This is a genomic window from Vibrio lentus (assembly GCF_002875945.1).
Lineage (GTDB): Bacteria > Pseudomonadota > Gammaproteobacteria > Enterobacterales > Vibrionaceae > Vibrio > Vibrio apostichopi.
On sequence record NZ_MCZK01000077.1, the window covers coordinates 1 to 9,905 of the forward strand.

Annotated in this window: 7 protein-coding genes; all 7 read right to left on the bottom strand. The window is 36.7% G+C overall.

Annotated elements, in window-relative coordinates; translation table 11 throughout:
• The coding region (locus BCT49_RS05590; RefSeq protein WP_198595823.1) for an Ig-like domain-containing protein at window positions 1-4,659 on the bottom strand (4,659 nt) is incomplete at its 3' end.
• 112 nt (window positions 4,660-4,771) lie between these two features.
• A complete protein-coding gene (locus BCT49_RS05595; protein ID WP_133151650.1) occupies window positions 4,772-5,650 on the bottom strand; it encodes a hypothetical protein in 879 nt (292 codons plus the stop codon).
• A gap of 84 nt (window positions 5,651-5,734) precedes the next feature.
• Window positions 5,735-6,184, bottom strand: coding sequence for a hypothetical protein (locus BCT49_RS05600; protein WP_102434475.1), 450 nt, complete (start codon window positions 6,182-6,184; stop codon window positions 5,735-5,737).
• On the bottom strand, window positions 6,177-6,596 hold the full coding sequence (locus tag BCT49_RS05605; RefSeq protein ID WP_102434476.1) for a hypothetical protein: 420 nt from the start codon (window positions 6,594-6,596) through the stop codon (window positions 6,177-6,179). Before BCT49_RS05605 ends, BCT49_RS05600 begins: the two co-directional genes overlap by 8 nt.
• Window positions 6,590-7,600, bottom strand: coding sequence for a hypothetical protein (locus tag BCT49_RS05610; RefSeq protein WP_157938602.1), 1,011 nt, complete (start codon window positions 7,598-7,600; stop codon window positions 6,590-6,592). The genes BCT49_RS05605 and BCT49_RS05610 overlap by 7 nt, the downstream gene beginning before the upstream one ends.
• A 193-nt stretch (window positions 7,601-7,793) precedes the next feature.
• A complete protein-coding gene (locus tag BCT49_RS05615; RefSeq protein ID WP_102434478.1) occupies window positions 7,794-9,149 on the bottom strand; it encodes a TolC family protein in 1,356 nt (451 codons plus the stop codon).
• Complete coding sequence (locus BCT49_RS05620) at window positions 9,146-9,697, bottom strand: hypothetical protein (protein WP_102434479.1); 552 nt, start codon at window positions 9,695-9,697, stop codon at window positions 9,146-9,148. The genes BCT49_RS05615 and BCT49_RS05620 overlap by 4 nt, the downstream gene beginning before the upstream one ends.
• Between the last annotated feature and the right edge of the window lie 208 nt (window positions 9,698-9,905).

Here is a 9,905-nt window from a genome sequence, read left to right on the forward strand (position 1 = left end):
TAACGAAACATCACTTAACGTTGGTGCAGTCTTGTCAATCACAATCGTTTGCGGATCGCTATTCGTTTTGTTTCCCGCAATATCACTGACTTCTAGAGTCCATTGAAACTCTCCTTCGCTTAACGAGTCTGAGACACTTACCGAAAAACCACCTTTTGAATCTATATTTGTCGGATCTGACGTATATATTGGTCCAGGGCTTACGCCCCCATCAATAACTGAATATAGATGAACAACAACAACTCCATTTGATTCTGATATCTTACCTTCAAATGTTGGTTGATCATTGTTTGTTCTTATAGGTTCGCTTTCAAATCCAATCGAATTATCCAAGACCACTTTAGCTTCAAGAATATTTGGAGCGGTCATATCTAGTGTAAATGTACTAACATTCGTAGAGGCTGTGTTCCCTGCCACGTCAGTTACTTCTGCGTACCACGAATAGTCCCCTTCTTTTGACAACTCGGGGATAGTTACACTCCACTCGCCATTCGATGCTACAGTTGTTGTCGGTATATTCACCACTGGTCTGCCATCAGGCCCGACAACAGTTAGCTCTACAACTCCTCCAACCTCACCCGAGCCTGAAAAGGTGGGACTTTTCGCATTGGTTATTCCATCCGTATCCGACACACCAAAATCAGATTCAAGAATCGCATCAATGTTCGTAATTGTATCTAGAACAACAGTTCCTGAAAGATTTTTGCTATTTCCTGCAAGATCTATCAATTCGACGGTCCATTGGTAGTTACCCTCACCGAGCATCAAACCAGGTAACTGCAACACCCAATCCCCTGACTCATTAACTACAGTATTTGGTACAGCAGAAATATCAATATTTGAGCCATCCAGGCCTGTTAGAGATTTTATTTGCGCACTAGAACCTACTTCGCCTGTACCAGATAATTTGACACCATGATGATTTGTAATATTATCTAGCTTATCCCCCGAGTTACTATCATCGTGCAGTTTACCTGTAGCGCCCTGATAAATTGTATCAATAGTTAGTAGCTGGTCATCTTCAGCAAGAGTTGCCGTATTTCCAGCGATATCTGTTGCCTTTACAACCCAACGATATTCACCATCACTTAGATCTGAAACTTTTACGGACCAAAGTCCATTCTGGTCTGTAACTTTTACTGAACTTGATTTGATTAAAGTGTCACTTCGATAAATAAGTACCTCTACAGTTGAATCTTTTTCCGCTGAGCCTACAAATATTGGATTCCTATCTTGTGTAATAAAATCACCATCCGATATACCTGTATCAGAGTTGCTATCTAACGTAACTGAACCAAGTTCTGGTGGTACCGTATCAATGATGACTTCTAGATCGCTATGAGCAGACGTGTTTCCTGCTGAATCTTCGGCTTGAAATGAAAGGTTGTAGCTCCCATCTTCTAGAGATTGAGGGAGTTCATATATCCAGTTGGCGGACTCAACTTTGTAATTGGAAGGATCTAAAGTTAATATTTCGCCTGTCCTATTATTTGTTATAGTAATATGAATTAGACTGCCAACTTCAGAACCAACACCTTTTAAAATTAAATTTGATTCATTTGTAATATTATCCCCAACAAGGTTTGAGTCAGAGTTATCGGTTAATGTAATAATACCGAGCTCGGGAGGCGCCGTATCAATTGTGACAGAATTTAGCTCAGTCACAGAGACATTCCCCGCGACATCCGTCGACGACACTTGATACGCATACTCTCCATCAGCGAGTGGAGTCGTAACGTTATAGACGAGTTGCCCGCTATCACCCACTAGAATCGGCGCTGCTGATTCGTAAATAGGAGTTGTTGATATAACACTATTAGTCACTTGAAAAATAGATACTGAAACTTTTGCGTTAGCCTCAGTTTTAATCAAAAAGTTAAGAGTATTATCGTTTGTATGTAATTCATCAAAACCAGTACTCGAGGCAAGTTCCACTATTACGCCAGGTGCGATACTGTCAAATAAGAAGAAACCACTAACAGGGTCAGCATTATTTCCAGCAACATCAACGGCATTAACAACCCAAGACCACTCTCCTTGGTTGCTCAACGATGAGCTCACAGGCGTCACTATAGACCATGAACCATCAGCTAATGCGATTGTTGTTAACTCTACCTTAGCCCCCGATTCTGCGTGAGTTAAAAGCAAATATACTGTAGAGCCTGGGTCAGAGGTCCCGTTAAATTCAGGACGGCTTACATTAGTAATTAAGTCTCCGACTTCAGCTGAGTCTGAAGTTGAATTCAATTCTGCTGTCAGTGAAACTTGTGTATCAATAACAATCGTAAAGTCTACTGAATCCGTATTACCAGCAAGGTCCAATACAGAGAAACTTACAAGGTAATCGCCATCACTGAGTTCGTCAGGAACGCTGTAGAACCATTGACCACTATCATCAGTCGTTACTGGACCATAGACACTAGGCTTATCTCCCGTACTTACGTTCTTAATAGTGACTGTTATTTTCGAACTTGGCTCTGCAGTTCCCGAAAAAGTCGGAGTTTTAACGTTGGTAATATTATCGCTAATGTCACCTGAATTTGATTCGTCAGAGATCTGAGCTGAAAAGTTATCAATACTTCGATCGACTACTATCATGCCTTTAACCGCATTTACGCTATCGTTACCTGCAGCATCAACCGCGGAAATGGAGTAGCTATAATTACCTTCCTCTAGATTGCTAACATCAAATTCCCAATTACCTTGCGCGTCAGCATCCACCGCAGTAGAATAATCCAGCTCTTCAATAAAAAGTGTAACTAACAGGTTTGGTTCTGTTTCACCTTTGAAAATTAAGGTCTCTGCATTCGTTATCCCGTCATTATTGTACTGCCCAGTATCTGAGCTAGAGTCAAGGCCTCCTGTTATGGTGGGTCCAACTGTATCAATCACGACTTCAGTACCCACAACTTCAGAAGCATTACCTGCAACATCTATTGCATGTGCTGAAATAATGTAAGTGCCATCGGATAGATTGTTACTTACAGATAGTGACCATCTACCACTATCATCAACTTTGGTCGAATAAGTAAATCCATCGATTTCAACGAGTATAGTTGCGCCAACTTCTCCACGTCCTACAAATATTGGATTAGTTACAGCTGTGACGTTGTCTGTAATATCACCTGTATTTGATTCGTCAGACAGACCCAGCCATGTGAACTGAGGAGGCGTGAGGTCGATTATTACTTCTTGCTCGATTTCAGAACGGTTCCCAGCAACATCGATGGAAACAAACGTCAAATGATGAGCACCTTCAGTGAGAGATATAGGTAGCTGGTAATTAGTAGGAGAGGACTCATTAACATCAACTTCATACGTAATACCATTTAGCGTAATTTCTATCGTTGATCCGGCTTCATGCTTGAAAACAAATATTGGTCTATCAATATTTGTGACCCAATCGCCTAACATCCCAGAATCTGTCAGCCCCGTTAATGATACGGAAAAATCATTAACGGTATCGATCACAACTTGTTGACTTACCGTCGCTTCATTTCCAGCAGCATCTATTGCTGAAATAATAAACTCGTGGGTACCGTCTGGAATCTCGACAGGAAAAGTGAATGACCACTCTCCGTTATTTACTGGAAGTTCATAACTAATGTCGCCAACAGTAATGGTTAGTGATTCAGGGTTACCACCCACAGTCCCCTTAAACGTCGGTCTATTTACATTTGTAATACCATCAACTTCAGAATAACCAGTATCAGAATCGAGACGAATGGTTACCTCTGGTGGAACCGTATCTATAACAAGCAGTTGATTTATTGATTCTTCGTTCCCTGCATCGTCTACAGCTTTGACAATTAAGTTATACTCGCCGTCAGCTAGCTCGCCAGAAGTAGTTACGATCGCAAAACCACTTGAGTCGGCGACAGCTTCATATACGACCCCATTTATGGAAATACTAACAGTCGCACCGGCAAGCGTTCTTACCTCGAATGTTGGTTTACTAAGATTGGTAATAAAATCGCCTTTCGTGCCACTATCGCTGCGACTGGAAAGTTGAACTTCTACAAATAATGTTGATTCTTCCTTATCACTTTCACCCTCGCCTTCAGTGATAGGTTGAGAATTAGTACCAGATGAAGAGCTTGTATTAATTGATGGTTGCTCATTCGAACTATTGGTACTGGTGTTGTCATTTAGTTCTGATTCCGCTTCGCCATTTTCATTAGCTTGCAGCATCTGACTATCAATGAACGCGTAGTTTGTTTGGTTCAAAAGCTCGTTCAAGAGCTCCAGGTTAGATTCCTGCTCTTCTGAAGTTTCGTCTTCTTCTTTAGCTTCTTCCAGTTGTCTTTTTAGCTCAGTGAGTTCTTTAATTTGCTCTTGTAATGCCTCTAACTCTTCTTGGGATTGAGTCGATGCTGGTTCCCCGTCTTGTTGAGTTTTGTAGTTTTCATCCACAACTTCTTCTTGTGAGTTAATCATCGTAGGAACTAGAACGGAAGAATTACTTTCTAGATTTACTTTTTTGAAGATGTCACTTTTTAAGAGAGGAGAACCATCAATTCCAGAAATTATAAGATCGCCTTTCAATAGAGAGGTAACACCATTTGGAATTTTTTGAGTTTCGCCATTCGGTTTTCTTACGGTTATATCGAAACCAGTTACAGTAATTTCATTAATGCTAGAAACTTGAACTTTTATCATCTTAGGTACCAACTGTTGAGTAATACACACTTTAAACACAGTGTAAAAAATTAATAAATAAAACCTTAAACTACAAACACTTAAAGGCCACATAAAGTGTGACCTTCAGATATTAACTGAGTATTTTTTTCATCCTTAATTTGAAGTCCGTTAGATTAGAAACAGCTGCATTTGTTGATTCTTTTATACTTTCTAAACTATCGTAATTTTTCTTCATCCCAGCTTCTAACACAAAGGAACTTTTGTTATGAGCTTGAATAAAATCATCTAGCGACCTTGATAAGCTTACTAAGTGTGCATTATTAATTTTCATTTCTTCTATTAACAAATTCCGGCTCTCTTCCTGCTTATAAAACGCTGCCTCAACCCTCTCCGCCGACTTTAACTTCTTATCAGTGATTGCTACGATATCATTTATGAACTTATCATTTTGCTTAGTCAAAGCATCAAACATAATTAAAGGTGTAACGTCACTTTCGATTGAATATAGTGTCAAATTGCTAATTTTCTCTTCTAAAAAATCCAATCGATGACTTATTTCTTTATCAAAACCAGAGCCATAAACATTGATATTTTCGTTTTCTTCATTTTTATTTCCCTCAGAAAAAGATGTTATTACGAAATTACCAGCCACCATAGAGTATGCAGAAATCCCGACACCTAATATAGAAGTCATGAACGCAAATGACATTGCACCCAAAGATGAAGAAATCGCACTTAAAAGGTTTTCCATCCGTTTAGCAAAGTCAGTTGCATCTAATGTTAGGGCTGCACCAATACCAGATATCATATCTACAAGGCCCAAAAAAGTGCCTACCAAACCAAGCGATACCATCACAGAACAAGCCATAGCTAAGTGACTTTGTAAAACAGATGTCCGACTCTTTACTAAATTTGGGAACATACCAAGAACGATAGCCATTACTGTTATATAACAATAAAAAAAAGCGATCAGATAGGTAATTTCCGGAGCCAAATCTAGAGCAGCCACGAAGAAATTCTTTACGGTATCTACATAGCTAACTAGAATAAAAACCAACAAAAACAGAGTGTACCCTATGTATTTCATTTTAAATCACTCCCAAACAAATTCGGTTAAACCATCATTCTTAGATGGAAAATAAACAACTTCTAACTTATCTATATATTCACGTAGATAGGTAGATTCAACAAATAGTAATGTATTGTATGTTAAAATCGATTCATCACTGTCTGAATAAACAATTAACTTTTTAGGTTCTGAATATATAAAATCTTCATCTAACGAGCGGATCTGTTCGTCAGTAAGCTTAAAAGATTGAAAAAAATATACTCGGTTATCTTTCAATACCAACTTCGGTGCTTCTCGCTTAAAGATGTCTGATATCATTTCTTGATTTTTATATAAAGATTCCTTCCCATATTCTTTTACTGAATCAGAAATAGATGACATTGTATTAACCATCAAAAATATGGTAACTAACAAGATAGCGCTCATAGCGCCAGTTAAAGCATCAACCATAGAACCCAAGTTATCATCATCCATTATTTCGCCTTAATATATCTACGTAACAGTAATTAAGCTTATTTTCGTCAAAAATCGGTTTATTGTTCATAACCGAATCGATATCTAAACCGCTACTAACTTTAATTGAGTTAAAAACCATCAGATTGTTAGCAGATGCTTTATCAATATCAAAACCTTCACTACAGCCGATAGCCAAAGAATCAACGACAAAATCTTTATTAGATTTTAGATCACTAATAATAAATTCGAGTTCGTTGATAACGTCATCAGTCACATAGTAACTGGATATAGGAAACCTGAAAGTCGCCTCATCTATTCTAAAAACTGATGATTCAGGCAACAACGAATCGATATACCCCACAATCAACGTAATAAACACCAAAATCAATATACATAGCGATGAAGATAACACTCCAATAAAACCTACCATACAGAAAAATCCAAATCTTTATTAAAAAATGAGACTATATATTCAAGAAATGTCATCGTATCATTAATAACATATACGGAAGTTTTTAGACCTAACAACCCATTGAGTTTATTAATGACCTCATCATTGTCATAGAATGAAATCTTAACACTGTAATAACGTCGGCCCTGTTTGGAGTATTCATCATATTCAAATGAATCTACACTTATGTCTTTTATTTTACCGTAGTAAAACCCTCTAATTCCAGGCGCATCAACTTTAACCTTCGTTTGTTGACCAACCGTTAAATACGGCCTAAATTTTGAGTCAAACTTAGCATCAACATAAACGCCATCATCTCTTCTCTTAAGTGTTAAGATTTCTGAATTTCTTTCTATATAAACCCCTTTCGCCAACCCTACTTTCAAAGACAATACTGAACCATCAATATTGGAGTTAATCGTTGTTGACTGAATCCTATCTAGAACGGTATTAAATTCTGATACGTTCAAAGAAAGCTGTTCTTTAGATCTTCTCAGTTCGTCTTCAGTCTGACTAATTAGGTCAAGTGTTAACTGGACAAACTCTTGATACGCGAGCTCAACTGAACTTTCAACTTCATTTAAAAGCAACTTACTTTCTATTGCTTGAATCTTGATTTTTTCAACATCAAGTTTTGAATCTAAATAACGAACTGTGTTGCCCAAAGATTCTTTTATTAATTCACTTTTTTCTTCTAAAAGACGTTCTTGTTTCTTAAAGTTTTCTTCTTTTTTTACAAAGTCTTTCTTCTTGTCAATTAAATCATTTTTCTTTAATTCATAAGCTTCATATCTATTATTGACCTTTGATATTTTTGAAGATTCAGACTTAGAATCAATAGGTTGGCCGGTTTTAAACGTTTCCTTTAGACCAACCAATTCTTCAGACAATTCAGTTACTCTACTTGAATAAAAATCACTATTAAACTCTAGAAGGTTTCTTTTATGTCTATCCTCAATATTTCCGATAGTCAGAAGCTTCATTCCACTCTTTACATGATCACCTCTAGTTATATATATATCCTGTATAATTCCGGACGATGGTGATAATATATTGATATTACTATCATTTATAGACAATACACCTTCACCTTCAGATATTACATCGAACTTTGTTATCAAAATAATGTATATTAAGATCGATGATAGTATGGCACAGACCGATACCTTAATATTTCTATTTAATGACATAGCTTTGAGGTAATATAGAGTTCAGAGCATAAATTCGATTAACAACATCAACTAGCTCATTTTGAGCCATAAGATGATTTACTTCTAAATCAGATAAAGATGATACGTTTCTAAAAACGTCTAATACACTTGACTCATCAACACTCATTTCATTCATCTGACTATTTATGACATCTGTCGTTAAGTCTACTTGATTATTTATATTATCAATTCTTTTGTTAACAAGAGCATACTGTTCCTTAAGTGCAATAATTTCTACATTTATACCATGCACAAACTCATCAAACTCAATCATTTTCTGCTTGTAAAGTTCAAACTCACTCATTTGTGTTTTGTAGCTTCCGTAATTAATTCCATTAAAAGAAAACTGGATACCTATATATGAATCACCATTATCGTCATATGTGTAACCATATGTAGCTTGATTATCTTCATTCTTAGTGCTCGATTTTTTGTGCTCCTTTATATCGTGAACGGTCTGTAACTCTACCGTAAAGTATTCATTGCTTCCTTCTGCTTTCTTTCTCTCTGCAACTAATTCCGACTTTTTAGAAAGGATAGAAAAATTATTTTTCATTACATTTTCTATTTCAAAGTACTCAGGCTTCGTAGTCATAACAGAGTTTATATAGTCACGATCTAACCCGTAACCTTCATCATAAAGCCTTTGAGATGTAATATTATCCATTTCACTTTTATACTGTTCGATTTGTGACAGTACGTTAAGTATAGATTCATCAAATTTTTTAACTGTTACTTCTGCAAATATTTTATCTGACTTTTTCAACAGTCCAGAACGGGCTGATATTTCCATGTTATTCAACAAAACGTTCATTCGCTTCCGATATTCTTCAGAACGAGCGAGAAAAGTCAGGGAGTACTCTATTTTCAATAAATTCACGTTAATTTTTCTGAATATCTCGCTAACACTTTCATTATAGTTTTCTTTAGCTGACTTTAAGTAATAGAATGCAGAGTCTCTATTTTCAGAGGTTGCGTTACTCCATATTTTCATTTTTGCAGAAAGATCGAGTGTAAACTCAGTGAACGGCGACGGGTGACCGGGTCTGTCCATTTTTTGTTTTACTTGTGATGAAACTGATACAGTTGGTATATAGTAATAACGAGCAGAATCAAAAAGGTGCTCTTTTGATTCTATTGCATACTTGCTAGATAAAACCTTATATGAGTTTTCTATAGACTGCGTAAATAGTATATTTATGTCTTTTGTATAGATTGGCTCATCAATATCAAGTTCTAAGTTCAAATCTAATTGAGGAGACGCGTACAATTTGGATGATAACACAATTACAAATAATGATAGTCTGGTGTGTATTTTCATTTAAATTTAAACCCGTAGCCAAAGTATAAACCCGTGCCGTTATAATTCTTATAAGGACTCCAATCGAACATCAACTCCCAGGTCCCAGTATCAAATATCGAGTCTTTGAAATACATGCCAGCACCATAATAAAAAGCATCTATATCATCGTCATTTGCTGTAGGGTGCCTAGTGTTAAAGTAACACGTAGAATAGTTAGAAAAACACTTACCAACGGTAACAACCGGAATATAGTCAGGTGAAATATAATACCCAACACCTAATGCCATATTCCATGACCAAAAATGGCCTGTTTTATACTTATCTGAAATTAACTCACCTCTTCCGTAGATACCAAAATCAGTATTTGATATTGACTTGATACCCCCCAAGTACAGGCCGTTTGCATCACCGGCTTTAATACGGTGACCTCCTATACCAAATGATATGATTGAAGGGTTACTTTCGTATAAAAAGTCCTCCTCGCCCAAGTAGGAGTACAATTCATTCCTTTCTTTCGCTAAAGTCGAAAAAGGTAATGTAAACAACAAAAATACTAATATGCGCATGAAGCAACCTAAATAATTATAATATTGATCGTTTCCTTTTTTGCTAACAAATTAAAACCACATAGAAATCATTCAGCAAAATCAGAATACTGATAAATTAGACCATAGTTACACCCATCAAAATGTAGGAAAAATCCTAAATAGACATCAGACGATCGTCCGTGATTATGGTCGGATGTCTTAGGCTTTGGGCTTTGTTGCGTAATTC